Origin of the sequence: sulfur-oxidizing endosymbiont of Gigantopelta aegis, assembly GCF_016097415.1 — a bacterium.
In the GTDB taxonomy this organism is placed as follows: domain Bacteria; phylum Pseudomonadota; class Gammaproteobacteria; order GRL18; family GRL18; genus GRL18.
In genome coordinates this window covers 3689299-3715993 of the sequence record NZ_JAEHGE010000001.1, presented here as the reverse complement: position 1 = coordinate 3715993, position 26695 = coordinate 3689299, and the positions used below count along the sequence as shown (strand labels likewise).

Below are 26695 nucleotides of genomic sequence, written 5' to 3'. Positions count from 1 at the left end.
TTTACTTTGTGTGCGGCTTACTCTTTTAGGGTATACTGATGTGTCAACACTTTTCCGGACAGTTTTCTAAATATTTTTTTGGCTGTTTCAAGTGATTTTTGTCATTTTGTATTTCCTATCATTTTAGTTTCTCATGTTAACTTTAAACAGATGAAGAGAAAGGGCTTTGCCCTCTGGAACGATAGAGCCGTTCCATTCACCCAAGGTATTTTCACAACGGTAATGATCCTGTTACAATATCTTCACGGCACAGGCTGAGGAGCCGATGGCCGTCAACGGTAATGGGCGGCATTTATGTCGCCTTTTACCCCTCTTCAATCAATCGATTTAAGCTATTTCCTGCTGTATTTCATAATCGACTGGTGACAAATAATCATTAGCCGAATGAAGTCGCTCCCGATTATAAAATACCTCAATATATTCAAATATTGCCTGCTTTGCTTCTACTCTGGTTTTGAATCGACAATGGTGCGTCAATTCAGTTTTCAAACTATGAAAGAAGCTCTCTGATACAGCATTGTCCCAGCAATTTCCTTTGCGGCTCATAGACTGAATTATGTTATGATCCGACAATATTTTTCTATGACTATCAGAGGCATATTGGCTACCTCGGTCAGTATGCCAAAGCAATCCATCCATTGGTTTACGCTTCCATATGGCCATCAGTAAAGCATCATTGACTAGCTTGGCTTTCATTCGCTCATCCATCGACCAGCCAACAATTTGCCTAGAGAATAAGTCAATGACAACCGCTAAATATAACCAGCCTTCCTTGGTGGCAATATAGGTAATATCACCCACATAGTAGCGATCAGGTTGAGAGACAGCAAACTCTCTTTCCAGTAAATTTGGAGATATACGCTTATTATGCTTGGAATTAGTCGTCGCTTTAAAGCGTCTCTTCGTTTTACAAAACAAACCGGCTTTTTTCATTAATCGACCAATTCTCCGGCGGCTTATATGAACGCCTTTTTCAGCCAGTTTTCTTTTAAGACGACGGGTTCCATAAGTCTTGCGACTGTCTTCAAACAGTTTTTTAGCTGCTCAGTAAGCGCTTCTTCATTTTTCTTTCTCTCTATCCGTTTTAGGAGAGCTAACCCAATCATAATAGCAACTACGGGAAACATCCATAAAACGGCACAGAATCGTTACCGGGTAATCTTTAGCCTGATCAGTTATCCATGCGTACTTCACAAAGTTTCCCTTGCAAAGTACGCTGTGGCCTTTTTAATAAATCACGCTCCTGAATCACTTTTGCCAATTCTTTTTTCAGACGTTTTACTTCATCATAAATGTGTTCATCACTTCTATTGGCTACCGTCTTCACCGGTTTGGAATATTTACTGATCCAGGTATGTAGAGTATTTACATTAACACCTAGCTCCCTGGCAGTCTGAGAAACGGGTTGATCCGTCTCATTAGCTAATTTGACAGCTGATTCTTTAAATTCTGATGTATAGCTTTTATTCGGTTTTTTTTGTTTGATCATTCATTTTAGGTCACACTTTTTATCTTTTAGTTATTTTAAGTTGTGTGTCCGGTTAAGTATAGCCACATTATACCAATAAAAATTTATAATACAGAGGAAGAGAAAATGTGTTTAAATAAAACGACAAAAGCATTACTGATAGCGACCACCGCTTTCGTATCATCACCTGTTACGTCAATTGCTTCCGAGCTAGGTGGGCGCCGGCGATATGTGAAGCCTGGATATAACAATGAAATGAATAAGAAAAAATTGAAGGTCGTATTGGTAAACGAAGAATAAAAAGTCCAACAAGTAATTCTAATCCAAAACCACTTCCTGGAAAGCGGGTAATGATGTGTCAACACTTTTCCGGACAGTTTTCTAAATATTTTTTGGCTGTTTCAAGTGATTTTTGTCATTTTGTATTTCCTATCATTTTAGTTTCTCATGTTAACTTTAAACAGATGAAGAGAAAGGGCTTTGCCCTCTGGAACGATAGAGCCGTTCCATTCACCCAAGGTATTTTCACAACGGTAATGATCCTGTTACAATATCTTCACGGCACAGGCTGAGGAGCCGATGGCCGTCAACGGTAATGGGCGGCATTTATGTCGCCTTTTACCCCTCTTCAATCAATCGATTTAAGCTATTTCCTGCTGTATTTCATAATCGACTGGTGACAAATAATCATTAGCCGAATGAAGTCGCTCCCGATTATAAAATACCTCAATATATTCAAATATTGCCTGCTTTGCTTCTACTCTGGTTTTGAATCGACAATGGTGCGTCAATTCAGTTTTCAAACTATGAAAGAAGCTCTCTGATACAGCATTGTCCCAGCAATTTCCTTTGCGGCTCATAGACTGAATTATGTTATGATCCGACAATATTTTTCTATGACTATCAGAGGCATATTGGCTACCTCGGTCAGTATGCCAAAGCAATCCATCCATTGGTTTACGCTTCCATATGGCCATCAGTAAAGCATCATTGACTAGCTTGGCTTTCATTCGCTCATCCATCGACCAGCCAACAATTTGCCTAGAGAATAAGTCAATGACAACCGCTAAATATAACCAGCCTTCCTTGGTGGCAATATAGGTAATATCACCCACATAGTAGCGATCAGGTTGAGAGACAGTAAACTCTCTTTCCAGTAAATTTGGAGATATACGCTTATTATGCTTGGAATTAGTCGTCGCTTTAAAGCGTCTCTTCGTTTTACAAAACAAACCGGCTTTTTTCATTAATCGACCAATTCTCCGGCGGCTTATATGAACGCCTTTTTCAGCCAGTTTTCTTTTAAGACGACGGGTTCCATAAGTCTTGCGACTGTCTTCAAACAGTTTTTTAGCTGCTCAGTAAGCGCTTCATTTTCTTTCTCTCTATCCGTTTTAGGAGAGCTAACCCAATCATAATAGCAACTACGGGAAACATCCATAAAACGGCACAGAATCGTTACCGGGTAATCTTTAGCCTGATCAGTTATCCATGCGTACTTCACAAAGTTTCCCTTGCAAAGTACGCTGTGGCCTTTTTAATAAATCACGCTCCTGAATCACTTTTGCCAATTCTTTTTTCAGACGTTTTACTTCATCATAAATGTGTTCATCACTTCTATTGGCTACCGTCTTCACCGGTTTGGAATATTTACTGATCCAGGTATGTAGAGTATTTACATTAACACCTAGCTCCCTGGCAGGTTTTTTGTTTGATCATTCATTTTAGGTCACACTTTTTATCTTTTAGTTGTTTTAAGTTGTGTGTCCGGTTAAGTATAGCCACATTAATGGTCATAAAATACAATGGTGTATTCCACGTATTGAAAAAATGGACCGTCCCAATGATGATCAATTATTCAGTTTGATTTGTGCTGATAAACACCCATTTTCGCCGATAGAATTCTTAGCTCAAGGAAATATGGTTACAGGTTCAAATGGGTTAATAATAGTCACTGATGATGTATTGACGCAAAACAATTTAGCTACCAAAGATTTGGATAATTTTAAAGTTGTTTTTGGAGTTCATCACTGGTTGGTTTTTTCTGGATTTAAGAATGAAATTACAGGTCATGCTGATATTCATATACGTGTTCTAGGCGATAACTTATTTGCTGTAGCATGGAACCTTTCATCAAGTGATGATCGTGATACAAGTATGCAGTTGATTAAGAAATTAAAATTATATAAACCAGATGCTAAGATTTTAAAAATTCCAATTCGTAGTATTAATGAGCAATATGCCAGTTTGCTCAACTGGATTCAAATTGATCGACGGTTATTGATTCCAAAGTATGATATTACTAAAAAGAAGATTTGATTAGGACAAGAAATGCACTCAAAAAGCATGGTTTTAAGACTGAGTTTATTTATTCACCCACTCTAGAATATGCTGGCTCTTTACATTGCCTTACAGCATCAATATATGTTTAGAAAAAATAATATTTTAGGTGATTTCTTCCCGATTTAAAAAACAGAATTGTCTTTATCTCTTATTATCAACAGCCTGAAACATAAGGAGACTCTTATATTGTTTGATTTATAAAACGTAAGCGCTTAACGAACAGCGTTCTTTACCTTTTCCAATTCTGATTTTTTAAAATTCCAGGGAAGCAATGCTTCCAGCTTTTCAACCGTATCCGCATAAGGTAATTGGGTTAATACATAGACCATATACGCATATGGCTCAATATCATTGGCCTTAGCGGTTTCAATAAAACTATAATGAACTGCACTGGCATGTGCACCCTTTGGCGTATCTGAAAATAACCAGGCCTTTCTACCCACGCAGAATGGACGGATAGCATTTTCTGCCAGCACATTACTGATATTCAACCGACCATCTTCACAATAAACAGTCAGCTTAGGCCATTGATTATTAATATAGGTGAGTGCTTTTCCTGTCAAGCTGTCGTTCGGCACTTTGCCCAGGGTGTTATCGACCCATGTTCTTATTTTCTCAAGAAGCGGCAGGCTCTGTTTCTGACGAACCTTAAATTTTTCATTAACACTGGCTTCTTTTTATCTCACGCTCAATTAAATACAGCTTATTGATATGGGCCAGTGCCACATCGGCTTTTGTAGGCTTTTGATTGCTCTTTTTCTTTGGTTGTGCCGTCTGAGAATCTTTGAATTTACGGCGAGTGTGATCCCAGCAGCCGACCGATGTGGCATTATTTTGTGCACACACGGCATTGTAACCGGCATAGCCATCGGTTTGCAGATAGCCGCTAAAGCCATCAAGCAGGCGCAGTGGTACTTCCTTCTTACGAGAAGGATCGTATTCAAACAGCACACTGGGTTGTCCAGGTGGCCCGCCACGACTGACCCACATGTATTTGTTCGAATGAGCACTGAGTCCCGGCTCTTTTAATACTTTGAGCACCGTTTCATCCATTTGGATGATGTCACCCGACAGTTGATGTTCTCGCATGAGGTTGATGAGCGGCTGGAACTGATGAGCCAGTTTAATAGCCCAATTGGCCATGGTGGCTCGGGTTATATCGCCGCCATAGCGTGATAATATGCCTTCCATTCGATACAGAGGCAAACCATCGGCATATTTTGAGATAATGATGTGTGCCATCAGGTGAATACTGCCCATTGATTTAGGTAATGGATGTTTTGGCATGACCGCAGCTTTCATTGAACGACTGTCTGTGTCATTGGTGCCTGCAAAGACGGCTTTTTCCTGGAAGTATTCCAGTATTTGGACTTTAGCTGGAATGATATCCAGCTCTTCTCTGACTTTAGTGTAAAAAACCTCAATGGCACCGGCTTTTTCTTCATCTGTCAGATCGATGAAGACAGGGACTCTTGGAATAGTCTTTGAGAAAGGCTTCCTGCCTGTTTTTTCTTTCTTCTTAGGCGAAGTGGTTTTAGGTTCAGGGAGCCCCTCATCGTCAGCCGCCTGCTCAGCTTCATCAAATAAGCGTTCCTGACCATCACTTTTTTCACTGCTGGGTGCAAAGCGTTTACTACGAGCCAGACGAAGGGCTTCTTCCAGTATTTTTATACGGTGGTTTTTCTGTTCAATGACACTCAACAATTCATTCTTGTCCGCGTGTGAAAAAGCGGAAAATATAGAGTCGTTTTTGTGGATTCAGCCTTGTTTTGCATGGCTTTATTATAACAAAAAATAGACTAAAAGTACTTAAAATACAGACTCATAATGCAATTTCTTATGCGGTTTCATGACACTGATATCATAGCCGTCTAATAGCCAGTTGATTTGTTGTCCGGTGATATTCATCAGGTCATCTTCACCCTTTGGCCATTTGAACTTTTCTTCTGAGAGACTTTTGTAATAGAGTACAAAACCGGTATTATCCCAGAAGAGGCATTTAATTTTATTACGCTGACGATTGGTAAAGGCATACAGATGGCCTGCAAAAGGATTATGACCTAATTCACATTCAACAATGGCACTGAGGCCAATAAAACTTTTACGAAAATCAACAGGCTTCAGATAGAGATACACCTGTGGCAGGCTGAGTGATGGAAGTATGGCTGACTTCATTGGAACAATCCTGCTAATTGTTTTACCAGCTGTACATTATCGGCAGTCACCCCTTCAATGCGTAGCTGATTGGGTAATTCTACAATTAATGCTGAGGTGCGGGCTGAATAGTGTGTCGGGGAAGATAGTTGAATAAAACCATTCCCCTTTGTCATCGCACTGGTTTGCGTTGTTGCACCCAGCAACTTACGCTTGTAATAGCCAAAACGTTTGATGGATAGCCCATGTTCCTGACAATAGGATGCCTGGCTGATACTGTTTTCATTCCATTGATTAACGTGGTCTTGCCAAAATTGTTTTGAGTTGGCTTGGGTTTCTGGTTTCATTGATATGTCTCATAATTAATCGATGGATTGATTATGAGGCAGGGGAGATATTTTTTGAATAACGCTAGATGGTTAAGCGCTTACTATAAAACCAAATGAAAGCATGATTTGTATCATTGTAAAAAATAGAGAATACTTATAAGGTCATTTTGGTAGATAAGGAAATAAATTATTGATACCAGATAATAAGACATGTGTATTTATAACAAATTCGCCTGATTTTGATATCAGACTCTAATCTGTCGATTAATATTATTGTGGTTGGCATGTTATAAACAGCCTTGGCAATAAAGGCTCTGGCAATCACTGAAGGTTCTGCAGATGGTCGTCCTACACAGCCACAGTAATAAGGCAAATACTCTTCGAGTCGCAATAATTCCAGTGCGCTGATTAACTGCTATTGCTTTGAACTCAGTTTAGCGAGGTCTTCTACCAACCAAGGGAATCAGCAATTCTCGCTGAGATGAACAATTGAGTTGTAGTGGTACTTACCAAGCAGAAATAAAAAAACTTTTCGCAGTAACTTTAGCAAAATTAAAAAAATCGAATAAAAAGCTTGCATTTTGAGAAACAAGAGATCAAACTCTTGTTTTTCAATTGGTTGAATGACTTCATGTTAAAAAATATTTCCCTTTTATATGCTTGGTACTGTGAATTTTGGCCTCTTTAAGTCAGCAAAAAAAACATTTAAGTTTTTCTGCCCTGAAACAGGCCATCTCATTGCACTTTCATGCAATCAAAGATAGCCGAGTACAAGGAAAGTGTGATTACAGTCAACATGAGAGTGCTTTTGCCTGCATGTATTTTCAAGATCCTCTTTAAGTGAATTTCAGAAACAGATGGAAGAGGAACAGAATCAAAATAATTTACGCACTCTTTTTAATGTTGAAAAAATTCCTAAAAATAGTCAACTAAGAGACATTTTGGATCTCATACCCTCTAAAACATTTGCACCTGCATTTAAAGATTTATTTGAACGACTCAGACGACATAAGCATCTTGAAGAGTATGCCATATTACCCAACACATTGCTTTGTGTTATTGATGGCACGCAATATTATTCCTCTAAGCAAATCCATTGTGACTGTTGTCTTCATAAAGAACATAGAACGGGTGAAATAACCTACAGTCATGCTGTTTTACAAGGTGCCATTATGCACCCCGATAAAAAACAAGTGCTCCCTGTCATGCCTGAAGCAATACAAAATACGGATGGTACAAAAAACAGGATTGTGAAAGTAATGCAGCCAAACGTTTTATAGCCAATCTAAAAAAGCACATCCAAGACAAGGATTTATGATTTGTGGTGATGGTTTGATGTCACATCAACCTATGATAGAAGATATAATTGAAGAAATGATGCATTATTTATTGGTTGCCAAACCTGGTGATCACACATATTTATTTGAATGGCTTGAAGCATTTTCTGAACTCCCATCAATGGACTGGATTGACGAAAAAAGGGCACCAACATCATTATCGATGGAAAAATAATGTCCCTTTACATGGCGAAAAAATGCCATTGAAGTTAACTTTTTTGAATATACCCTCACCAATACCGCAGGGAAAATTATCTACCGAAATAGCTGGGTCACCGACATAAAGATCAGTGAACATAATATTCAAACAATGACCCAGGCGGGTCGATGTCGTTGGAAAATAGAAAACGAATGTTTCAACACATTAAAGAACCAAGGCTATCACATTGAGCATAATTATGGTCATGGGAAGAAGCACCTGAGCTTTAATATGTATCTGTTAACCTTGCTGGCTTTTTATTTCCATCAAATTTTTGAATTAACCGATGGGGCTTATCAAGCTTGTCGTAAAAAGTTTGGCTCTAAAAAATTAATGTGGGAAAAGTTCAGAGGGGTTATTACCTTTTTTGTGATGGACTCCTGGGAACATTTAATGGATTTTTTATTGTACAGAGACGATTATGAGGAGATGAGACCTGTAAAAATAAGAAAATAAACCTATTTTAGGGAAAATGCGTCGATTAAACGCAGCATCTCCCGTGCCTGCTATTTAGAAAGAAAGAACAAAAAAAATTTTAAAAAGCATCAGGCAAACAAAAAATGCTGTTTTCAGCTTAATTCATAAGAATAAGTTACTTCACCGAGTTTTGCTGAGTTCTTGTGCTCTATCGTATACGTCAAAACTTCCCACGTTGACGTATCATTCCACTTTATTTAAAGGCTGAATTTTTTCAGTCAAATTCCATGGCAACAATTGCTCTAAAGCCTCATCATCATAATGCCTGCCCAGCTTAGGTAACTCAGTCAGAATGTGTATTAAAAAGGCAAAGGGCTCTAGGTTGTTTGCTTTCGCTGTTTGCACGATTGAATATAAAATAGCACTGGCCTCAGCACCACGAGGATTTTGGTTCATGACCCAGTTTTTGCGCCCAATCACAAAGGGTTTGATCCGCCGCTCTGCCATATTATTATCAATCTGGAGGTTGCCCTCTTCAAGATAGACAGTCAGATACTTCCATTGATTGATCACATAACGAATAGCGACACCCAACTTACTGTCTTTTGTTGTTTTAGTCACTTTATCATCACACCACTTTTTAAAGTCATCCAGTAGTGGTTTGTTTTTTTCCTGACGGATCAGGTAACGTTGTTCAGCATTGAGCGGTTTGATTTGTTTTTCAATCGCATACAATTTAGCAATTTTACTGATCGCCATTTGTACCATGCCAGGCTTTTTCTGACTGTTCTTGGGTAATACTTTTAAGGCATCATGGAACTTGCGACGAGCATGTGCCATGCGCCTAATAAAGTGACTTCACTGTTCTCATTTTCGAATATATGATAACCGGGAAAGCCATCCGTTTGCAGGTAACCTGAAAACCCCGTTAAAAAGGTTTTGGCATGTTGGCCTGCACGAGTAGGCTGATACTCATACAAAACAATGGGACACTTGGAATGATAGCCGCCACCTTGATAGAGCCACATATAAGATTTAGGGCAATTCTCACGTCCATCATGGATCACTCGCATCGTTGTTTCATCGGCCTGGATGATTTTCTGCCTAATGAGATAATACAACAACCGATTATAAAAGGGTTTGAGTAATTCAGCTGATTTAAGCACCCAGTTGGACATACTGGCTCTGGAAAGTGTTATCTTATAGCGTTTAAATATCGCTTCCTGTCGATAGAGAGGCAAGCTGTCTAGGAATTTAGAAACAATGATATAGGCCAGCAGGCTGGGTGATGCAAAACTTCTAGGAATGGGCTGTGCAGGCTTAGGAGCAGTTTTAACGCCTTCTCTCACAAGCACGACAGGCATATTTAACCTGAACATGTTCTACAACATATACCTGAGCAGGAACAATTTCCAGTTGCTCTGAGGTCTCTTCACCAATTTCATGCAAGTGATGACCGCAGTCACAGACTTGTTCTGCTTCAGATAACTCATGACGAACAACTTTACGAGGTAGGTCTTTAGGTAAAGGCTTACGACCGGGCTTTTTACGCTCATAAGTAATGGTTTCACGGACTTCCGGTGCTTCTTCGGCGAACGTTTCTGCCTCATTAAAGAAGTCGGGGTGAACTTCTTTTTCACTGGAAGTACCAAACCGTTTATGTTGCAACAGACGAAATTGTTCCTCATACCAGTCCACTTTTGACTGGAGTTCAAGCACCCTGTTTTTGAGCGTTGGTATGTCTTCTGGTAGTATTTTGCCTGTTGAACTCATGCGTCATATTATACTAAAAATGAGCGTTAAATGCTTGTATTTATTCTGTTTAATGCGCATCTAAAGGGACTGTCAGGGGTCTCCTGAAAGTGTCCTAATCTTGGCCATTTGAAAATGTCATTTCTTCTTCTGCTTTTTCTTCCCAATTTTAAAAAAATCTTTTGTTCTACTTGGATTTTCTTCTGTCTTCTTCCGTTCTTTTCTTTGCTGTACTTTTTCTTGCTTTTCCTCAACTATCTCAGGTAGAGGAAATACTCAATGCCACGTTCAGGAACTTGCAAGTGCTTGCACTGCCACACTTTTTTCAAACCCAACCCCCGCTCTAAAGGTCGTCAGAAATTCTGCTCAGCACCTGAGTGTCGACAAGCCATAAGGCCGCCAGTCAAAAAAAATGGCTGCAAAAACCTCAAAATAAAAACTACTTCTGTGGCACTGTCAATGTCCAGCGTGTTCAGCAATGGCGTTCCCAAAATCCAAAATACTGGAAAATTGTACAACAATCATTGGATAACCCATTACCGTTACAAGATACCTTAATCACGCAAGCGATTGATATAAAAGAGAAAACAGACGATCTTAACGCCAATGCGTTACAAGAGATCTTAAAGTCCCAACCCACTGTTTTAATAGGATTAATTGCACATCTTATCGGTAGTACGTTACAAGATGACATAGTCGAGAGTGGTCTGAAACTGCGAGAATTAGGCGAGGATCTTTTACTCAACACTCACCTAAAACATGGAGAAAACAATGACCGAGCATCCTATGCCCAATCCAGGGCAATTACGTCAAATCCCCTCTCAGTTCAGTTGGATCGATCACCGCCTGGTTCGTGATGGCCACTTTGAGTCTTGCTCTTGTGAATCAATGGCATTTTATTTATTTTTACTTACCGTTGCCGATCAAAATGGGCTGAGTTATTACTCACAACCGAGCTTAATGAAACAGTTGAATATAGGGACATTAAAGTTCACTCAGGCACGAACAGAACTCATTCAGGCCAAACTAATCACTTATAAACATCCTTTGTATCAAGTCCTATCTTTATCCCCATCAGCCAAATCTGACCCCGTTAGACAAACCTCATCTTCACCTGTCCACATAAAACAAATACTCAAACAATTAAATGCTGGAGGCCATCATGATTGATTATGAAGCCTGGTGCCGTATGAAACAGTATCAACAGGATAAGCTGAACGTAGGTCAGATTGCACAAAAGATGGATTCAGATCACCGCACAGTAGAGAGCTGGCTACAGGAAAAACATTATCGACCACGGAAACCGGCAGCACAAAACAGCAAACTCGATCCCTATAAGGATGATATTGTCAGTTTGCTGGAAAAGCATGCTTATACGGCGACTCAGCTCTTTCAACGAGTACAGGAGGAGGGTTATGACGGGAGCTACTCTGTGGTCAAACGTTATGTTCATCAGGTTCGACCCAAACGAAAGCCCGCTTTTTTAACCTTAGCCTTTGCACCAGGTGAAGCTGCTCAGGTTGACTGGGGCCTGTACAAAACCATTCAAGTGGGTGAAACCACTCGCAAGCTGAACTTCTTTGTGATGGTGTTATGCCATTCCAGAATGATGTACGTAGAATTCACTTTATCACAAAGCATGGAACACTTTCTGGCCTGTCATCAACATGCTTTTGAGTTCTTTGGTGCCGTGCCGGAAAAAGTCATGATTGATAATTTGAAGACGGGCGTTCTCTCTCGCCCTGCAGGAGAAGATATTGTTTTTAACCCTAAATACTTAGACTTTGCACATCATTATGGTTTTAGAATTAAAGCCTGTGGCGTTCGTAAGGGCAATGAAAAAGGTCGGGTTGAAAACGGGGTGGGTTATGTCAAAAAAACTTCCTCAATGGCCTGGAGTTGACTCAGTTTGAGATCTTGAATCCAGCCATTAAAATCTGGATGGCTGACATTGCTAATGTGCGCATCCATGGCGAAACCCGAAAAAAGCCAGTGGATTGTTTGCCTGAAGATGTGCAGGCCATGCGCTCTTTGCCCATTAACCGATATGACATTGCACGGATTGAAACCGTCCGCTCGACCAAACTGTTTCGCATCAGTCTGGATTCTAACCGCTATTCAGTGCCCGCAGAATATGCCAGCCAGTCACTGACCTTAAAAATCTATCCCGAGCGACTTTGTGTTTATGATCAGGAAAAACTCATTGCCCGACACATTCGCAGCTTTGAGCGCCATCGTGATTTTGAAGATCCGGACCATCCCAAAGAATTGCTAGCCCAGCGCAGACGTTCAGAAGATCAAAAACTGTTTCAACGCTTTATTGCACTGTCACCTCGTGCCAGTGATTACTATCAAAAGCTGGCTCAGAAGCGTTTAAACCCTAAAAGTTGTGCGAAAGATTGTTGGCCTCAGTGAAATCTATGGCATTGAAGCCACTGAACGAGCCATGCTGGATGCCTTTGTCTTTGAAGCCTTCAGTAGTGAGTATGTGGCCAATTTATTGGAACAGCGACTCAACAAATTACCCGAAGCAGGTGCTTTGCATTTAACCCGCAGTGAAGACTTACTCGACATTACGTTAGAAAAACCCGACATCAATATTTATCAACCTAAAGAAATCAAAGGAACAACTTATGACTCAACCATCCAGTTTGAAACAAAACAATCAAACAAAGAAGAAAAGTGAAGCCATTCAAATGATGCTTGATATGCCCACTGATAAAGAAGTCGAAAGACTACTTGAACAGTTGAAATACTTTAAGTTGCCTGGTATTGCCGAGCATTATGAAGAGACGGCTTTAAAGGCTAATAAAGACAGTTGGTCTCATGTTAATTACCTGACTCAGTTAATTGAGTTGGAAAATAATAGGCGACAGGAAAGAGCAATTGAACGTAAAGTGAAAACGGCTCGATTCCCATTTGTGAAAACACTACAGCAGTTCAGTTGGAACTGGCCAAAGAAAATTAATCAACTGCAGATCAAGGATCTCTTTCGGCTACAGTTTTTAAAGCAACACACTAATATTATTTTACTGGGTGGCGTTGGCTTAGGAAAAACGCATCTGGCCACCGCCTTAGGTCATCATGCCTGTCTCAATGGAAAACGGGTCTTGTTTACAAATACGGTGGATGCCATTAACTCACTCATTGTGGCACAGAAATCGGGTCGTTTGAAACTGGAAATGCGCAAATACATTAAACCTGAAATCCTCATTTTAGATGAACTGGGCTACTTACCCATTGATAAGAATGGAGCCGATATGCTGTTTCAAATCATCTCTGGTCGTTATGAAGTGGGCTCAACGGTGATCACCACCAATCGTGCCTTTAAGGACTGGCCAGAGATCTTTAACAATGACAGCACATTGACCTCAGCATTGCTGGATAGATTACTGCATCATGCTCAGACAGTGGTTATTGAAGGAAAAAGCTATCGTATGAAAGATCAGATTGAAAGTTAAAGGGAAGTCATTCAAATCCCAGATCATGACTTGATCTGGGAGTCATTGAGGTGATCTGGCCGAAACAATTTCAAATGGCCAACTCTTTACAAATTCACGAGACCGCTGTCATTTAAGTTTATCTCGCTGACGATTACAAAAAACAAAGACACTGCCATCAAAGGGATTGTGTTCCAATTGCTCTGAGACAATCAGTGATAGCCCATTGGTTGCTTTTCTCATATCGGTAACACCAGAAACCAGATAAACCTGATTGACTGTGATGCCCGTTATCATGAAACAGTCCTGAGCAAATCCAGAATGGACTTGAGCTGATTCAGGTTCGTATCAGAATTGATTTCCAAACTGAAACCATTGGTATGGCTTACTTTAATTGCATTGCTTGTGGGGGAATTGGCCAGTAAATTAATGGGAATGAGTTGATTGTTGGTGTTGACCTGTTTTGATGAGCTAACATAACCCAACTTCTTTCGATAATAGCTAAAAATATGAGAGGGTATCTTATGTTGTTGACAATAAACTGCCTGGCTTAAGTTACTGGCTTGGCAGGCCTCTATGTGTTGCTTCATCGAAGCATCTTTTGAATGGTTGCTCATTTGTATCTCCAAATTACGAATTGAAGATCATAGTTTGAGCTAACTGAAGCTTATTGTGAACGTGGGTTTTAATTGACGTTTACGCTCTATCTTTTAATACTTGGGCTCTATGATAACCTGCGCCATCAAGAATTAAGTGAATAGTACCTGTTGTGTGGCTTTCCCAGCGAAGCGTTTCTATAAAATCCATCATTGATATGGCATTGACTGTATCGTATTGAGATGTCACTGTTTCTGCGATTCGACCTAACTCGATTGCACCAACAATATTGACACGCGTTCTGCTACCTGTTGTTTTTATGGGTTTATCAGTTCCAGTTCTTATCCAGCCAGAAGTAATTTTTGTTGCTTGGGTCGGATGTACCGCATCTATGAAATAAATAGACTCATCTGATGCTATTATCTCTTTCAATTGTTCATAGGTCTGGATAAATTCAGCTTGCTTCTCTGTGTCTGCTTTATAAGGTAAACCTTTGGGTTTCTTATAACTAAATTTATTTTGATGGAGACATTTATTGAGTCCAGCAACCGTATATTCAAGTGACCAAGTCGACTTAATATAGGCAACGATATCCTTTTGGTGATGATAGGTGTGTTCCAGCCTTCAGAGCAAAGTAATATTGCTTTGATTCGATCTCGTTCTTTACCATTTTTTAGTGCTTATGCTGTAACTCAAGAGCTGATTTTTGATGGGCTGTAAGGATTATTTGCGGCATGCACTAATTTTGATCCCATTTTTTATAAAAATCAAGCACTTTCATTGATCACTGGTATAGACAGTTTGAGTGAAGCATATAAAAAAGTAGAGTCAATGTTGTACACGCTTCATTAGCAATTTTTTGAGTTCATCAAGTTCTTTTTTTATATTAAAAATTTGGGTTTCCATCGTTATTGTTTTCACTTTTAAACGAGTATTTTCCGCACTCAATTCTTGCACTGATTTAATTAATGGGGCAAATAAATCATTATATCTCACGCTCATATAGCCATCCCCAACTTGATTAATCATACCAAGCTCTGTCATCTGATGTTTTTTTAATACCTTGGCCAATTCTTGAGCAATAATACCCATTTCAATATCTGTATTTTCATTATTAATGCGATGGTACTGAACAGGATTCAAATCATTAATAAAGTCTACCCCTAAAGTAGTCGTGGTAATATCTTCTTTAAGACGTCGATCGGATGAAGCACTAAAAGCAACCTGACCTTCAATAATAGATACATTGGTATTACCGATGCGCACTTTATCTGATACCTCAACCTTTGCATCGTAACCTAGGGCTGTCGTATTTTTTAAGTTATCTGAGGTTGGACCAGCACTAACCCCTAAAGCGGTATTAATATAACCAAATGCATTGATGTTAAGTGCATCATAACCAACTGCCGTATTATAATATCCAGTCTTGTTAGCAATAAGAGCAATATCTCCAAGGGCTGTATTATTATATCCAGTGGTATTTAATAACAGAGCACTACTACCTACAGCAGTATTATTTACGCCTGTCGTGTTATCACTGAGAACAGCATGCCCGATAGCAATATTATTATAAGCTGTTGTATTTAAGAAAAGAGCATTATTTCCCATCGCAATATTGCCTTGGCCTGTCGTATTAGACAAAAGAGCCTGATAGCCCATTGCTATATTATTCCTACCTATGGCATTTGATATAAGCGCTTGATAACCTGTCGCGATATTGTCATTACCGGTAGTATTTGAGAACAATGCCTTATTGCCATTTGCAATATTATTCTGTCCCTGAGTATTATAATAAAGACTCTTATTACCATTAGCGATATTATTACTAGCTCTCGTATTAGAGTATAGAGCCTGATAACCCTTTGCGATATTATTACTCCCAACGGTATTATTAGTAAGGGCTTGTGTGCCTTGAGCCATATTATTGGAGCCAGAGGTATTTTTATAAAGCGAATAAGCGCCATTAGCAATATTGCCATCGCCCGAAGTGTTCGAGTTTAAAGCTTTATAACCTATCGCCGTGTTATTCAACGCCGTTGATAACAAATTTTTTCCAGCAAAATACCCAAAAATGGTATTCCTTAGACCATTATCATTATTCGACAAAGAAATATTATTCGTTACAAATACCCCACCCTCTAAATCATTAATTGCATTTCCAAGCGCTGTAAAATTAGCATTGATCTCATCGGCATCTGCAACTGAACCATTGGTCATCGTATTCGGAAGGCTAACGGCTTGCACATAAGAACTTAAAATCGTCATAAGCATAAGGGACAGGGTGGCTATTTTTATATGCATGAATCTTTTCTCCAAATTATTATTTATTATAATGGTTTCAAGGCAGCTTATTAATTTTGTACTGGTGGGGAAAGCATGAGGATGATTTTTAGGGCACTAGAGCGAGACAAACCACTTTTAGTAGTGCCAATGACACCTGTAGATGCAGAGCTGCTACCTGTGGCATTGCTCGCAACAACTGTACAGGTATAGTCTTCGCCAGCACTCAATCCAGTTAAAATCACAGGTGAACCATTACTGGTCTGAGTAACATTCCCACAACTTACTGTAAATAAAGTCGCTTGTGTTTCAGGCGCGGCTCCTACATTACCATTAAGCGAAAATGTTACAATGAGCTCATCACTATTATCACTAGCGGCAACAAGTGTAATCGTATAAACATCAGGAAACGCCCCCATTTACCTGATTTATAATCCATCGTCCCCCAAGTTCCAGCATGAACCGAGGAGAAAAAAAACAAAAGGCTAAATCCTACTTTAATACAACTTGACCACATAGATTGTCCTTAGTTAACTGATACATTTCACAATATTACTTGACCCATTTTATTTCCCCCGAACAAAATATACCCAGTTAATCAGTAAGCATGACACTATTATCACTTTAGTTTCTGTTATATACCCTTTTACAACACAAGGAAATTATAAGTCTAGTTTCATAATTAAAAAATTACAAGATTTGAAATGTTATTGCAGTCACTCTAGCCCATTACAGCAGAAATAAAGATTAATCTCTTAAACCCAGAACATCCTGCATATCAAATAAGCCTTTGTCATATTCTTTTAACCATTGTGCAGCACGTACTGCGCCATTGGCAAAGGTCATACGACTAGAGGCTTTGTGAGTGATTTCCACTCGTTCGCCGATATCGGCAAACATAACCGTATGTTCACCTACAATGTCACCAGCACGAATGGTTTCAAAACCAATGGTCTTGCGATCGCGTTCACCGGTTTGGCCTTCACGACCATAAACGGCACATTCTTTGAGATCACGGCCTAAGGCATCGGCGACCACTTCACCCATGCGCAGAGCAGTACCGGAGGGGGCATCTACTTTGTGGCGGTGGTGGGCTTCAATGACTTCAATATCAACACTATCACCTAATACACGTGCAGCAATGTCTAACAACTTAAAGGTCAGGTTGACACCGACACTCATATTGGGGGCGAAGACGATAGCAATGTCTTGTGCAGCATCCTGAATGACTTGTTTCTGTTCATCGGTGAAGCCTGTAGTGCCGATGATCATTTTTTTCCCCGCCTGACGGCAGGCTTTTATATTTTCTATACTGACTACGGGTGAGGTGAAGTCGATGCAGATATCAAATTGGTCTAAAATACTATTGATGTCATCAACTAAGGCAACATTATTTTTCTCCAGACCCGCAAGCTCTCCGGCATCAACGCCGATTATGCTACTGCCTTGACGACCTGTGGCTGCGCCAAGGCTAAGTTCATCACCCTCATTAACGGCGGTAATTAAACATCTTCCCATTCTTCCGGCAGCGCCGGTTACTAAAATCTTGCTCATTCGGTTCTCATCTCTATTGTTTGCATCATGCGCTACCAAGAAAAGTAGGCATAGTTTTGTTCTTGTAGTTCCATAATATCAGCGACGCCGACATCAACAATTTTGGCAAAGGGTAACATATCTTTATCTGTCCATTGCAAAGAGGTCATGGTACGACCGCAAGCATGGAATTTTACCCCCTGCCCTACCAGACTGGCGATTTTTTCTTTAATGGCATCGTCCACTGGTCTGGCTGGTTTTTTGGCTAAGACATGAATGCCCTGTCCAAAACAAGCGACAACAATATCGATATTGTCTTCATATTTACCAATCATGGCACCTACAGAATTGAGCACATGTTTGTGGTAGTCAATATCAGACTCATTGAGCTGATAGATAATAAAATGCTCTGGTGGATCACCGGGAAAGCGTTCTTCTTTTTCTTCGCTGCTTGCCATTTTATGGGCATTCGCTGTCGCAGCGGATGCACCAATTGCCATAGCACCGCCAGTGGCTAATAATTTCGATAAAGCCTGACGACGAGAGTTATTGCTTGCTCGCGTTATGACTTTTTTTATACTCGAATCATTATTTTTCTCAGGTGAAAAATAGTATTTAATGCTTTGTGCTATTTGTTTTATCATGTTTTGTTGTTCCCCATCGATTCCCGCGCCCTCACTCTCTATTAAAGCAGCTTTTTATTAAAGCAGCTCTGCATTAAAGCCCCTCTATATTAAAACACCTTTATAGAAAATACAAAGGCGTAAAAATCATCCGATTTATACGCCTTTGCAGGTAGCTCTATTAGCACAACTCAATTCATCAAGAACCAATATTTTGCTTCATATCATCAAAGAATTGCTTCACACCCGACAGCCAGCTATGGGCTTTGGGACTATGGCTCTCCCCCCCTTTTTCCAGTGTTTCCTGAAACTCCACCAGTAATTCTTTTTGTCTGGCACTGAGTTTCACAGGTGTTTCAACAACAATACGACACAATAAATCACCCTGAATGCCACCGCGAACAGACTTTACACCTTTTCCACGCATTCTGAACATCTTGCCCGTCTGCGTACCATGAGGAATTTTTAGGCTAACACGCCCATCCAGAGTGGGCACATCTAAGGTTCCACCCAATGAGGCAGTCGCGATATTAATAGGCACTTCACAAAACAAGTCACTACCTTCACGGGTGAATATATCATGCGGTTTAACCTGCACATGCACGTATAAATCGCCTGAAGGACCACCATTCTGACCGGCTTCACCTTCATTTGACAGACGAATGCGATCGCCGGTATCCACACCTGCAGGGACTTTGACCGATAGGGTTTTATGTTCCTGAATACGCCCTTCACCATGGCAGGCATCACAGGGATCTTTAATGGTTTTGCCACTACCATGACAAGTGGGGCAGGTTTGTTGCAAGGAGAAGAAGCCCTGCTGCATACGTACCTGACCAACACCCTGACAGGTCTGACAGGTTTCTGCTTTAGAGCCTTTTTTCGCCCCTGAACCATCACATTTTTTACAGCCTACCATGGTAGGTATGCGTATTTTTACTGATTTACCATGCACAGCTTCTTCGAGACTAAGCTCTAAGTTGTACTGTAAATCAGCCCCACGGTAAACACGTTCGCCACCACGACGACCTCCGCCACCGCCGCCTGCACCACCAAAGATATCGCCAAAGACATCACCAAAGATATCGCTGAAGTTGCCACCGGCACCGCCACCACCCATGCCAGCACTTTGATCCACTCCAGCATGGCCGAATTGATCATAGGCTTGACGCTTTTGAGCATTGGATAATACCTCATAGGCTTCTTTTGCTTCTTTGAAATGCACCTCAGAATCAGGATCATCCAGATTTCTATCGGGATGGTGCTTCATCGCCAAACGACGATAGGCTTTTTTCAGTTCTGCATCACTGGCAGTTTTATCAACGCCAAGTACTTCGTAAAAATCTCTTTTGGACATAATTTTAAACTATCTTTTTAACATAATGGGGATATAACTAAAATTCACTGGTATTTTAATTTAAGCCATAACGCAGAAAACACAGGGCGGAGATAATCTCCATCCTGTGCTCCCTCATGCTTAATTTAATTTAGAAAACGTTCTACTTCTTAGAATCGTCCACTTCTTCAAACTCAGCATCAACCACATCATCGTCAGCAGTGTTTTCTGCCGCGCCTTCTGCGCCTTCTGCAGCGGCTTCGCCGCCCTTATCAGCGTACATACGTTCTGCCATTTTCGCAGACGCATCAGTCAGAGCTTTAGTCTTCGCTTCGATGTCATCCTTATCATCACCTTTAAGTGATTCTTCTAGGTCTTTAATCGCCGTTTCAATGGCTGATTTTTCATCGGCTTCGATCTTATCACCCATTTCTTCCATAGACTTCTTAGTCGCATGAATCATGTTTTCAGCGGTATTGCGTACCCCGACTAACTCATGGAATTTCTTGTCATCTTCAGCATGGACTTCGGCATCTTGAACCATACGTTCGACTTCATCATCAGACAAACCACTAGAGGCTTTAATGACAATGGATTGTTCTTTGCCCGTTGCCTTATCTTTAGCTGATACGTTTAAGATACCATTGGCATCCAGATCAAACGACACTTCAATCTGAGGTGTACCACGTTGTGCTGGTGGTATATCAGATAAGTCAAAACGGCCCAGTGATTTATTTCCCGAAACCACTTCACGTTCACCTTGAAGGACGTGTACAGTTACGGCAGTCTGATTATCATCCGCAGTGGTAAATACTTGTGATGCCTTGGTTGGAATCGTAGTATTCTTTTCTACCAGTTTGGTCATAACACCACCGGCAGTTTCAATACCCAGTGATAAAGGTGTGACATCCAGCAATAAGACATCTTTAACATCCCCCCCTAAAACACCACCTTGAATTGCCGCGCCAACAGCAACCGCCTCATCAGGGTTAACGTCTTTACGAGGCTCTTTACCGAAGAAAGCTTGCACTTCTTCCTGAACCTTAGGCATACGAATCTGACCACCGACCAAAATAATATCATCAATGTCACCAACAGATATGCCAGCGTCATTAATCGCAGTACGACAAGGGTCTATAGTGCGCTTGATTAAGTCTTCAACCAATGACTCTAATTTAGCACGGGTAATTTTAACGTTTAAGTGCTTAGGTCCAGAGGCATCAGCAGTAATGTAAGGTAGATTGACATCAGTTTGCATCGTTGTTGATAGTTCAATCTTGGCTTTTTCTGCGCCTTCTTTCAAACGTTGCATGGCCAGTGGATCACCACGTAAGTCCATGCCCTGATCTTTCTTGAATTCATCAGCAAGATAATCAATCAAGCGCATATCGAAATCTTCACCACCTAAGAACGTATCACCATTGGTTGATAACACTTCAAACTGATATTCGCCGTCAATTTCAGCAATTTCAATGATGGATACGTCAAATGTACCACCACCCAAATCAAATACTGCAACTGTTGAGTCGCCTGATGATTTGTCCATACCATAGGCCAATGCTGCTGCTGTTGGCTCGTTAATGATACGTTTAACTTCTAAGCCCGCAATCTTACCGGCATCTTTAGTTGCCTGACGCTGAGAATCGTTGAAGTAAGCAGGAACGGTAATGACCGCCTCAGTCACTTCTTCACCCAGATAGTCTTCAGCGGTTTTCTTCATTTTCGCAAGAATTTTTGCTGAGACTTCAGGAGGTGCCATTTTAGTACCGTGCGCTTCAACCCAGGCATCACCATTGTCTGCTTTAACAATATTATAAGGCACTAAGTCGATGTCTTTTTGTACTGCGTCTTCTTTAAATGTACGACCAATTAAACGTTTAACCGCATAAATGGTATTAGCAGGATTAGTGACTGCCTGGCGTTTTGCAGGTTGACCGACTAATACCTCATCATCTGTATAGGCGACGATGGAAGGGGTGGTGCGATCACCCTCTGCATTTTCAATTACTTTTGGCTTATCGCCGTCCATGACAGCTACACATGAATTGGTTGTACCCAAGTCAATACCGATTATCTTACCCATTGTTTTCTCCTCAAATAAATCTTTATATATTGTTGCTCTATGTTTCTATAGGTGGGGTTATTTCCCCCATTTTTCAAGAGCTTACTTTTAAATTTTGTGCGTTTATTTAGCAACCATCACCATGGCGGGACGAATCATACGTTCATTCAGTAAATAACCCTTTTGCATCACGGCCACAATGGTGTTTGCTTCTTTGCCTGGAATTTCCTGCATAGACATGGCCTGATGGAATTCTGCGCTATAGACTTCACCTTCCTCAGGTGCTATTTCGCTAATGCCAATTTTTTTCAGGGCATCATTCATCATTTTTAGCGTCAGCTCCATACCTTCGCGAATTTTGTGTACGGCTTCATCTTCAATATCGGTTTCAATGGCTGCTTTTAAGCCCAGCTCCATCGAATCTTTAACCGGCAGAATCTCATTAATCATTTTTTCAATACCGAATTTTCTGGCATTGGATACTTCTTTTTCAGTACGACGACGAACATTTTCCATTTCCGCTTTAGTACGCAGTGCTACATCCCAATTTTCATCGGCCTTAGCCTGTGCCTGTTTAATTCGAACGATGAGTTCCTCTGCTTCTAAAGCAGCCAGTTCATCGGATACTTCTTCGTTACTATCAGTAGAGTCATCCATTGCTTCATCATTGCTGACAGCTTCTTCGCTGCTGCTACCACTCGCTTGAGCTGTGTCGTCTTCCACTTGTTCGTCTACTTTTTGTTCATCGACCATTACTTAGATCCTATTTCTACTTACTTTATGTATATTGGTAAAAAAATAATTAACACACTCTAAATAGGGCTTAATTCTCGTGATTCAAGGCTGAGGTCAGTAATTTTGCAGTTAAATCCACAATTGGAATCACTTTATCATAGGCCATTCGCGTCGGGCCAATAACACCAAGCACTCCCATACTCTGTCCTTCTATCTGATAAGGTGCTGCAATCACTGAACAATCTTCCAGAGGACCATAACCGGATTCCTGTCCGATAAAGAGCTGCACACCATCGGCATCACCAACCTGTTTGAGTAAATTAAGAATATGCTGTTTCTCATGAAAGGCTTCAAATAATTGCCGCATCCGCTCCATATCGGTATTATCGGCATATTGCATCAAGTTGGTTTCACCGGTGATCATAAAATCATCTTCCGCTTCCTCATGCTCGGCAAAGGCATGAGAAGCCATTTGTATTGCCGAACGCATCATGCCATCCATTTGTTGCCGAGTATTATCCATTTCATTAGTCAAAAGTTGACACACCGACTTAATGGATTTACCGATTAAAAGTGTATTCAGATAATTGCTCATTTGCTGTAATTGAGCTGGCGAAAATTCATGATCCAGTTGTAAAACTCGGTTTTGCACTTCATCGTCACTTTGCACCAACACGGCAAGAATACGATTATTTGACAAGGGAATAAATTCGATTTGCGTTAAGGCAATTAATTCTTTTTTCGGTAACACCACCAAGCCGGCCATTTGGGTCATGCCTGACAAGGTATCCATAGCATTTTCAAGAATTTTGGCCTGCTCATCGGTATCGTTGATATCAGAAGCCAATTGCTGTAATAATTGTTTATCCGGCTGTTTAACTGATAATAACGAATCGACAAACAAACGATAGCCCTGAACGGTTGGTATTCGACCAGCGGACGTGTGAGGGGCATGGATCAAGCCCATGCGCTCGAGATCAGCCATGACATTTCTCACCGTGGCCGAACTCACTTTCAAACCCGATGATTCAACCAATGCTTTTGAGCCGACAGGCTGGCCATTGCTAATATAGGATTCCACCAAGACTTTCATTAATTGGCTGGTACGTTCATCAAATAATTGGCTTTTACTCACAGTGCTTAGTTTTTCCTGATAGGGTTCAATTGATTTTTCTAGATTAAACGATTTCTAGTGCCGACTTATGAGTTGCAAAAGCAATTAATGTAAAGAACCATAGCAAAGCTTAATCGCATACAAATAATGATTGTTCTATTGCCTACATGAGGCTGAGTTCGTTAGTTTCAAGTAAAATAAGCCTTATATTCCTCAGAAAATGTTTCACATCAGCAAAAAAAACAAACACGCTTGTTTTGTTTATGCTATTTTTGTGCTAATTTCATAGCTTAATTAACACTTAAAAAGGCCTGCTAACGGTGAGTACAACGGACACACAACAAAAAAGAAGCTTTTCCAGTATTGGTCTGATTGGTAAATATGCCGATCCCAGTGTCGGTGATGCCCTAGTGAGCTTGCACGAATATTTTACCGAGCGGGGTTGTGATGTCTTTCTCGATGAAAGTACCGCCGCCGTATTCACCGATCATGAAATTGAAATCGCCACCCGTACACAATTGGGTGAACAATGTGACTTAATCATTATTGTTGGTGGCGATGGCACATTACTCAGTGCCGCCCGAACATTGGTTGGCTTTGGCGTCCCCTTATTGGGCATTAATCTGGGTCATCTGGGATTTCTGGTGGATTTATGTGCCATTGATGTGCATAAAGCCCTAGATGAAATCATGGCCGGTGAATATACTGAAGAAAACCGCTTTTTAATCATCAGTGAAATCGAACGCGACGGTGCCTATTTTGGTGGTGGCAATGCCTTTAATGATGTCGTTATTCACAAGTCTGATGTTGCCCGAATGATCGAAATTGAGACTTATATCGATAAGAAATTCATGCATTCTATGCATGCCGATGGCCTGATTATTTCTACCCCAACGGGTTCTACAGCCTATTCTCTCTCAGGTGGTGGGCCTATTTTATACCCCTCACTGAATGTCATGGAGTTAGTGCCTATTTGTCCTCATACCATGAGCAATCGACCTGTGGTAATTTCCGGTGAAAGTGAGATCGATATTATTGTTAGTGATCGTTTTTCTACTCAGGCTCAGGTCACTTATGATGGCCAGATTAACTTTAATTTATTGCCCGGTGATCAAGTTAAAATCATGCGCCACCCTAAACACATCACTATTTTGCACCCCAAAGATTATGACTACTTTGAAATCCTCCGCGCCAAATTGCGTTGGGGTGAAAAACTGCGTAATTAGCCCTCAAAAAAATCAAATATTAAGAAAACAGAAAAATGCTAAGCCATATAACCATCAAAAACCTTGCTGTCGTTGACTCATTGGAGCTAGAACTGAATGCCGGCCTTACCGTGTTGACGGGTGAAACAGGTGCCGGTAAATCCATTTTAATTGATGCGCTGGGACTGGTGCTTGGTGATCGCGCCGAGGCCTCTGCTATTCGTCATGGTGCCGACCGTGCCGATATTGTCGCTGAATTTGACCTGCAAGATCCGGTGGTGGAGCAATGGCTCAAAGATAATGACTTAGACAGTGATGGTGAGTGTCTGATCCGTCGAACCATAAATGCCAAAGGGCGTTCCCGTGGTTTTATTAATGGCCATCCTATCCCCTTGCAAATTTTACGTGAACTGGGCGAGCAATTGGTCAACATACATGGTCAGAACACGCATCAGGCCTTATTAAAAACCGATGAGCAACGATTATTGCTGGATAATTTTGCCGGCACCACACCGCTACGTAAAGAATTGAATATTTGCTATCGAGAATGGAAAAAAACAGCCTCTGAATACGCACAACTAAAACAAGATACTGCCGAGCGAGAGGCCAAATTAGCACTATTACGCTTTCAGGTTAAGGAATTACAAGAATTTGACCTGCAAGAAAATGAGCTTGCCGGTTTAGAAGACGAACACCGAAAACTCAGTAATGCGAATCGTTTAATCGAAACCTCACAAACGATCCATTTTCAATTAGCACAGGATGAACAAAACGGCATCAACCACTTATTGAACCATTGCCTCGTTGAGTTACAGGCAATAGCCGAACTCGATCCCAGCCTGCTGCCCATAAGCGAATTAATCAATAATGCCATTATTCAGGTCGATGAAGCTGACTCTGAGTTACGCCATTATTTAGAAACTCTGGAGCTGGATCCGAAACAGCTTAAATGGCTGGATGAACGCATTAGTGGTATTTATGATCTGGCTCGTAAGCATCGGGTGGAAACCCATGAATTGTTTGCTCACATTGCGACTCTCACTCAAGAGCTAGAACAACTAGAAAATGCAGATGTCCATCTGGATACATTACAAGCTGCCGTTGCCAAGACAAAAAAGCAATATTTCAAACTGGCCAAAAAGCTCAGCACTCAACGTAATAAAGCCGCGTTGCTACTCGCAGAGCAAGTCATCAAACATATTCATGAGCTGGGAATGGAACGATGTATTTTTGAAATCAGAACCTTAGCAATTGAATCAGTCGAGCCCCAATTACATGGCATGGAAAGCATTGAATTTTATGTCACCACCAATCCTGGGCAACCCTTAAGGCCCTTATCAAAAGTGGTCTCCGGGGGTGAATTATCACGTATCAGTCTGGCAATTCAGGTGGTCACAGCCGAATTCAGTCAAACACCAACACTGATTTTTGATGAAGTGGATGTCGGTATCGGTGGGGGAATTGCCGAAATGGTCGGCCAGAAGCTACGTCTACTAGGCAGTAATTCTTACCCAGACAATACCGAATCGCGCTCAAAAAAGGCACAAATTCTCTGTGTCACCCATCAGGCACAGGTGGCTTCACAAGCGCATCAACATCTCAACGTGTATAAACAAAGTGATGAACAAAAGACAGAAACCCATATTAATTTACTCAATGAAGAGCAGCGCATCGAAGAATTATCCAGAATGATGGGTGGGATGACAATTACAGAACAAACCCGCTCTCATGCACGCGAAATGCGCAAGCAGGTACTTGACCTCAGCTAATC

The 26695-nt window shown here is 40.8% G+C and carries 30 protein-coding genes and 3 pseudogenes; 11 read left to right on the top strand and 22 right to left on the bottom strand.

Annotation, left to right across the window (positions count from 1 at the left end):
* Nucleotides 1-327: 327 nt before the first annotated feature.
* Both JEU79_RS19125 and JEU79_RS28855 read right to left on the bottom strand, forming a co-directional pair.
* A pseudogene (locus tag JEU79_RS19125) lies at nucleotides 328-1489 on the bottom strand (IS3 family transposase).
* Between the two features lie 620 nt (nucleotides 1490-2109).
* A pseudogene (locus JEU79_RS28855) lies at nucleotides 2110-3168 on the bottom strand (IS3 family transposase); the annotation flags it as partial.
* Nucleotides 3169-3229: 61 nt separating this feature from the next.
* Between JEU79_RS28855 and JEU79_RS19105 the strand changes: the two are divergent.
* The gene (locus JEU79_RS19105; protein WP_198265386.1) at nucleotides 3230-3787 is read left to right on the top strand and encodes a hypothetical protein; all 558 of its coding nucleotides are present in this window, start codon (nucleotides 3230-3232) and stop codon (nucleotides 3785-3787) included.
* 236 nt (nucleotides 3788-4023) lie between these two features.
* Here JEU79_RS19105 and JEU79_RS27685 read toward each other — a convergent pair whose 3' ends face one another.
* The 5 genes from JEU79_RS27685 to JEU79_RS28850 all read right to left on the bottom strand — a co-directional run bounded on the left by JEU79_RS27685 (nucleotide 4024) and on the right by JEU79_RS28850 (nucleotide 6685).
* Nucleotides 4024-4422: an IS66 family transposase gene (locus tag JEU79_RS27685; protein ID WP_281401081.1), complete on the bottom strand. Its 399-nt coding sequence runs from the start codon at nucleotides 4420-4422 to the stop codon at nucleotides 4024-4026.
* Nucleotides 4423-4471: 49 nt separating this feature from the next.
* Nucleotides 4472-5515, bottom strand: coding sequence for an IS66 family transposase (gene tnpC / locus JEU79_RS19100; protein ID WP_281400984.1), 1044 nt, complete (start codon nucleotides 5513-5515; stop codon nucleotides 4472-4474).
* 105 nt (nucleotides 5516-5620) lie between these two features.
* Nucleotides 5621-5986, bottom strand: a complete 366-nt coding sequence (gene tnpB, locus JEU79_RS19095) for an IS66 family insertion sequence element accessory protein TnpB (protein ID WP_198262804.1) — start codon at nucleotides 5984-5986, stop codon at nucleotides 5621-5623.
* On the bottom strand, nucleotides 5983-6312 hold the full coding sequence (gene tnpA, locus JEU79_RS19090) for an IS66 family insertion sequence element accessory protein TnpA (RefSeq protein WP_198265385.1): 330 nt from the start codon (nucleotides 6310-6312) through the stop codon (nucleotides 5983-5985). The genes tnpB (JEU79_RS19095) and tnpA (JEU79_RS19090) overlap by 4 nt, the downstream gene beginning before the upstream one ends.
* Before the next feature lie 169 nt (nucleotides 6313-6481).
* A complete protein-coding gene (locus tag JEU79_RS28850) occupies nucleotides 6482-6685 on the bottom strand; it encodes a transposase (protein ID WP_484637336.1) in 204 nt (67 codons plus the stop codon).
* 466 nt (nucleotides 6686-7151) lie between these two features.
* Between JEU79_RS28850 and JEU79_RS19085 the strand changes: the two genes are divergently transcribed.
* From JEU79_RS19085 to JEU79_RS19075, 3 genes are all read left to right on the top strand, one after another.
* Nucleotides 7152-7574 (top strand): hypothetical protein, encoded by a 423-nt coding sequence (locus JEU79_RS19085; RefSeq protein ID WP_198265384.1) that lies wholly within the window; start codon nucleotides 7152-7154, stop codon nucleotides 7572-7574.
* Between the two features lie 34 nt (nucleotides 7575-7608).
* A complete protein-coding gene (locus tag JEU79_RS19080; protein ID WP_198265383.1) occupies nucleotides 7609-7806 on the top strand; it encodes a hypothetical protein in 198 nt (65 codons plus the stop codon).
* A 135-nt stretch (nucleotides 7807-7941) separates the two neighbouring features.
* The gene (locus JEU79_RS19075) at nucleotides 7942-8286 is read left to right on the top strand and encodes a hypothetical protein (RefSeq protein ID WP_198264664.1); all 345 of its coding nucleotides are present in this window, start codon (nucleotides 7942-7944) and stop codon (nucleotides 8284-8286) included.
* 204 nt (nucleotides 8287-8490) lie between these two features.
* Here the strand turns inward: JEU79_RS19075 and JEU79_RS27680 are convergent, their stop codons facing one another.
* The 3 genes from JEU79_RS27680 to JEU79_RS26835 are packed head-to-tail and all read right to left on the bottom strand — an operon-like array spanning nucleotide 8491 to nucleotide 10020.
* Nucleotides 8491-9087, bottom strand: coding sequence for an IS66 family transposase (locus JEU79_RS27680; protein ID WP_281400983.1), 597 nt, complete (start codon nucleotides 9085-9087; stop codon nucleotides 8491-8493).
* The gene (locus JEU79_RS27675) at nucleotides 9051-9611 is read right to left on the bottom strand and encodes an IS66 family transposase (RefSeq protein ID WP_281400982.1); all 561 of its coding nucleotides are present in this window, start codon (nucleotides 9609-9611) and stop codon (nucleotides 9051-9053) included. Before JEU79_RS27675 ends, JEU79_RS27680 begins: the two co-directional genes overlap by 37 nt.
* The gene (locus tag JEU79_RS26835; protein ID WP_246540406.1) at nucleotides 9580-10020 is read right to left on the bottom strand and encodes an IS66 family transposase zinc-finger binding domain-containing protein; all 441 of its coding nucleotides are present in this window, start codon (nucleotides 10018-10020) and stop codon (nucleotides 9580-9582) included. Before JEU79_RS26835 ends, JEU79_RS27675 begins: the two co-directional genes overlap by 32 nt.
* 750 nt (nucleotides 10021-10770) lie before the next feature.
* Between JEU79_RS26835 and JEU79_RS19065 the strand changes: the two genes are divergently transcribed.
* From JEU79_RS19065 to istB, 5 genes are read left to right on the top strand one after another with little or no spacing between them, the layout of a single operon-like run.
* Nucleotides 10771-11169 carry a hypothetical protein gene (locus JEU79_RS19065; RefSeq protein WP_198262753.1) on the top strand — a complete coding sequence of 133 codons (399 nt, stop codon included), beginning with the start codon at nucleotides 10771-10773 and terminating at the stop codon, nucleotides 11167-11169.
* Complete coding sequence (gene istA, locus JEU79_RS28140; protein ID WP_343074989.1) at nucleotides 11162-11902, top strand: IS21 family transposase; 741 nt, start codon at nucleotides 11162-11164, stop codon at nucleotides 11900-11902. The genes JEU79_RS19065 and istA overlap by 8 nt, the downstream gene beginning before the upstream one ends.
* Before the next feature lie 14 nt (nucleotides 11903-11916).
* Complete coding sequence (locus JEU79_RS28135; RefSeq protein ID WP_343074988.1) at nucleotides 11917-12414, top strand: Mu transposase domain-containing protein; 498 nt, start codon at nucleotides 11917-11919, stop codon at nucleotides 12412-12414.
* Nucleotides 12389-12685: a hypothetical protein gene (locus tag JEU79_RS28130; RefSeq protein ID WP_343074973.1), complete on the top strand. Its 297-nt coding sequence runs from the start codon at nucleotides 12389-12391 to the stop codon at nucleotides 12683-12685. The genes JEU79_RS28135 and JEU79_RS28130 overlap by 26 nt, the downstream gene beginning before the upstream one ends.
* Before the next feature lie 13 nt (nucleotides 12686-12698).
* Nucleotides 12699-13460, top strand: coding sequence for an IS21-like element helper ATPase IstB (gene istB / locus JEU79_RS19055; RefSeq protein ID WP_425511178.1), 762 nt, complete (start codon nucleotides 12699-12701; stop codon nucleotides 13458-13460).
* Nucleotides 13461-13568: 108 nt separating this feature from the next.
* On the opposite strand, the gene tnpB (JEU79_RS19050) is transcribed toward istB, so the two are convergent.
* From tnpB (JEU79_RS19050) to hrcA, 12 genes and pseudogenes are all read right to left on the bottom strand, one after another.
* Nucleotides 13569-13736 (bottom strand): IS66 family insertion sequence element accessory protein TnpB, encoded by a 168-nt coding sequence (gene tnpB, locus JEU79_RS19050; protein WP_198265382.1) that lies wholly within the window; start codon nucleotides 13734-13736, stop codon nucleotides 13569-13571.
* Nucleotides 13733-14056 (bottom strand): IS66 family insertion sequence element accessory protein TnpA, encoded by a 324-nt coding sequence (gene tnpA / locus JEU79_RS19045; protein ID WP_198262602.1) that lies wholly within the window; start codon nucleotides 14054-14056, stop codon nucleotides 13733-13735. Before tnpA (JEU79_RS19045) ends, tnpB (JEU79_RS19050) begins: the two co-directional genes overlap by 4 nt.
* A 79-nt stretch (nucleotides 14057-14135) precedes the next feature.
* On the bottom strand, nucleotides 14136-14468 hold the full coding sequence (locus JEU79_RS19040) for a transposase (RefSeq protein WP_198265381.1): 333 nt from the start codon (nucleotides 14466-14468) through the stop codon (nucleotides 14136-14138).
* A gap of 18 nt (nucleotides 14469-14486) precedes the next feature.
* Nucleotides 14487-14657 (bottom strand): annotated as a pseudogene (locus JEU79_RS28845) (helix-turn-helix domain-containing protein); the annotation flags it as partial.
* A 207-nt stretch (nucleotides 14658-14864) separates the two neighbouring features.
* On the bottom strand, nucleotides 14865-16337 hold the full coding sequence (locus JEU79_RS19030) for a tail fiber domain-containing protein (RefSeq protein ID WP_198265380.1): 1473 nt from the start codon (nucleotides 16335-16337) through the stop codon (nucleotides 14865-14867).
* 50 nt (nucleotides 16338-16387) lie between these two features.
* Nucleotides 16388-16735 (bottom strand): fibronectin type III domain-containing protein, encoded by a 348-nt coding sequence (locus JEU79_RS19025; RefSeq protein WP_198265379.1) that lies wholly within the window; start codon nucleotides 16733-16735, stop codon nucleotides 16388-16390.
* A 328-nt stretch (nucleotides 16736-17063) separates the two neighbouring features.
* Nucleotides 17064-17870, bottom strand: a complete 807-nt coding sequence (dapB, locus tag JEU79_RS19020; protein ID WP_198265378.1) for a 4-hydroxy-tetrahydrodipicolinate reductase — start codon at nucleotides 17868-17870, stop codon at nucleotides 17064-17066.
* A 32-nt stretch (nucleotides 17871-17902) separates the two neighbouring features.
* Nucleotides 17903-18493, bottom strand: coding sequence for a DsrE family protein (locus JEU79_RS19015; protein WP_198265377.1), 591 nt, complete (start codon nucleotides 18491-18493; stop codon nucleotides 17903-17905).
* A gap of 178 nt (nucleotides 18494-18671) precedes the next feature.
* Nucleotides 18672-19829: a molecular chaperone DnaJ gene (gene dnaJ / locus JEU79_RS19010; RefSeq protein WP_198265376.1), complete on the bottom strand. Its 1158-nt coding sequence runs from the start codon at nucleotides 19827-19829 to the stop codon at nucleotides 18672-18674.
* 142 nt (nucleotides 19830-19971) lie between these two features.
* Nucleotides 19972-21891 carry a molecular chaperone DnaK gene (gene dnaK, locus JEU79_RS19005; RefSeq protein WP_198265375.1) on the bottom strand — a complete coding sequence of 640 codons (1920 nt, stop codon included), beginning with the start codon at nucleotides 21889-21891 and terminating at the stop codon, nucleotides 19972-19974.
* Nucleotides 21892-21993: 102 nt separating this feature from the next.
* On the bottom strand, nucleotides 21994-22623 hold the full coding sequence (grpE, locus tag JEU79_RS19000; RefSeq protein WP_198265374.1) for a nucleotide exchange factor GrpE: 630 nt from the start codon (nucleotides 22621-22623) through the stop codon (nucleotides 21994-21996).
* 70 nt (nucleotides 22624-22693) lie between these two features.
* Nucleotides 22694-23740: a heat-inducible transcriptional repressor HrcA gene (gene hrcA / locus JEU79_RS18995; RefSeq protein ID WP_198265373.1), complete on the bottom strand. Its 1047-nt coding sequence runs from the start codon at nucleotides 23738-23740 to the stop codon at nucleotides 22694-22696.
* Nucleotides 23741-24039: 299 nt separating this feature from the next.
* Here hrcA and JEU79_RS18990 point away from each other — a divergent pair, with 299 nt between their 5' ends.
* Together JEU79_RS18990 and recN are read left to right on the top strand one after the other, a co-directional pair.
* Nucleotides 24040-24945, top strand: a complete 906-nt coding sequence (locus JEU79_RS18990) for an NAD(+) kinase (protein ID WP_198265372.1) — start codon at nucleotides 24040-24042, stop codon at nucleotides 24943-24945.
* 35 nt (nucleotides 24946-24980) lie between these two features.
* Nucleotides 24981-26693 (top strand): DNA repair protein RecN, encoded by a 1713-nt coding sequence (gene recN / locus JEU79_RS18985; protein ID WP_198265371.1) that lies wholly within the window; start codon nucleotides 24981-24983, stop codon nucleotides 26691-26693.
* Nucleotides 26694-26695: the final 2 nt, after the last annotated feature.

Excerpts from the sequence above, each read along its gene's own strand:
- tnpB (WP_198262804.1), bottom strand. The coding sequence starts at position 5,986 with ATGAAGTCAGCCATACTTCCATCACTCAGCCTGCCACAGGTGTATCTC.
- tnpA (WP_198265385.1), bottom strand. The coding sequence starts at position 6,312 with ATGAAACCAGAAACCCAAGCCAACTCAAAACAATTTTGGCAAGACCAC.
- JEU79_RS19085 (WP_198265384.1), top strand. The coding sequence starts at position 7,152 with ATGGAAGAGGAACAGAATCAAAATAATTTACGCACTCTTTTTAATGTT.
- JEU79_RS19080 (WP_198265383.1), top strand. The coding sequence starts at position 7,609 with ATGATTTGTGGTGATGGTTTGATGTCACATCAACCTATGATAGAAGAT.
- JEU79_RS19075 (WP_198264664.1), top strand. The coding sequence starts at position 7,942 with ATGACCCAGGCGGGTCGATGTCGTTGGAAAATAGAAAACGAATGTTTC.
- JEU79_RS27680 (WP_281400983.1), bottom strand. The coding sequence starts at position 9,087 with ATGGCACATGCTCGTCGCAAGTTCCATGATGCCTTAAAAGTATTACCC.
- JEU79_RS27675 (WP_281400982.1), bottom strand. The coding sequence starts at position 9,611 with ATGCCTGTCGTGCTTGTGAGAGAAGGCGTTAAAACTGCTCCTAAGCCT.
- JEU79_RS26835 (WP_246540406.1), bottom strand. The coding sequence starts at position 10,020 with ATGAGTTCAACAGGCAAAATACTACCAGAAGACATACCAACGCTCAAA.
- JEU79_RS19065 (WP_198262753.1), top strand. The coding sequence starts at position 10,771 with ATGACCGAGCATCCTATGCCCAATCCAGGGCAATTACGTCAAATCCCC.
- istA (WP_343074989.1), top strand. The coding sequence starts at position 11,162 with ATGATTGATTATGAAGCCTGGTGCCGTATGAAACAGTATCAACAGGAT.
- istB (WP_425511178.1), top strand. The coding sequence starts at position 12,699 with ATGCTTGATATGCCCACTGATAAAGAAGTCGAAAGACTACTTGAACAG.
- tnpB (WP_198265382.1), bottom strand. The coding sequence starts at position 13,736 with ATGATAACGGGCATCACAGTCAATCAGGTTTATCTGGTTTCTGGTGTT.
- tnpA (WP_198262602.1), bottom strand. The coding sequence starts at position 14,056 with ATGAGCAACCATTCAAAAGATGCTTCGATGAAGCAACACATAGAGGCC.
- JEU79_RS19030 (WP_198265380.1), bottom strand. The coding sequence starts at position 16,337 with ATGCATATAAAAATAGCCACCCTGTCCCTTATGCTTATGACGATTTTA.
- JEU79_RS19025 (WP_198265379.1), bottom strand. The coding sequence starts at position 16,735 with ATGGGGGCGTTTCCTGATGTTTATACGATTACACTTGTTGCCGCTAGT.
- dapB (WP_198265378.1), bottom strand. The coding sequence starts at position 17,870 with ATGAGCAAGATTTTAGTAACCGGCGCTGCCGGAAGAATGGGAAGATGT.
- JEU79_RS19015 (WP_198265377.1), bottom strand. The coding sequence starts at position 18,493 with ATGATAAAACAAATAGCACAAAGCATTAAATACTATTTTTCACCTGAG.
- dnaJ (WP_198265376.1), bottom strand. The coding sequence starts at position 19,829 with ATGTCCAAAAGAGATTTTTACGAAGTACTTGGCGTTGATAAAACTGCC.
- dnaK (WP_198265375.1), bottom strand. The coding sequence starts at position 21,891 with ATGGGTAAGATAATCGGTATTGACTTGGGTACAACCAATTCATGTGTA.
- grpE (WP_198265374.1), bottom strand. The coding sequence starts at position 22,623 with ATGGTCGATGAACAAAAAGTAGACGAACAAGTGGAAGACGACACAGCT.
- recN (WP_198265371.1), top strand. The coding sequence starts at position 24,981 with ATGCTAAGCCATATAACCATCAAAAACCTTGCTGTCGTTGACTCATTG.